General features: G+C 59.0%; 1 protein-coding gene. It reads left to right on the top strand.

What is annotated here, in order from left to right; translation table 11 throughout:
- A partial coding sequence (locus MTCD1_RS20225; RefSeq protein ID WP_143760232.1) for a MerR family transcriptional regulator occupies window positions 1–239 on the top strand: 239 nt, incomplete at both ends.

Here is a 239-nt window from a genome sequence, read left to right as displayed (position 1 = left end):
TCGAAGGTCTCGGCCAAAATGATCCGCTACTACGAGCAAATCGGTCTGATCCCTCCGGCTGACCGCACCGATTCGGGCTACCGCGCCTATACCCAGGACGACGTTCACCGGTTGCATTTCATCCGGCGTTCGCGCGACCTCGGCTTCTCGGTAGCCGAGATCACGGACTTGCTGGGACTGTGGAATGACAAGTCGCGCCAGAGTGCTGATGTAAAGCGTCTGGCCCAGCAACACATCGA

Origin of the sequence: Colwellia marinimaniae (assembly GCF_002207865.1) — a bacterium.
GTDB classification, from domain to species: domain Bacteria; phylum Pseudomonadota; class Gammaproteobacteria; order Enterobacterales; family Alteromonadaceae; genus Colwellia; species Colwellia marinimaniae.
Note: the sequence above shows the minus strand (reverse complement) of the source record. Positions and strands in the feature narration are given on the sequence as shown.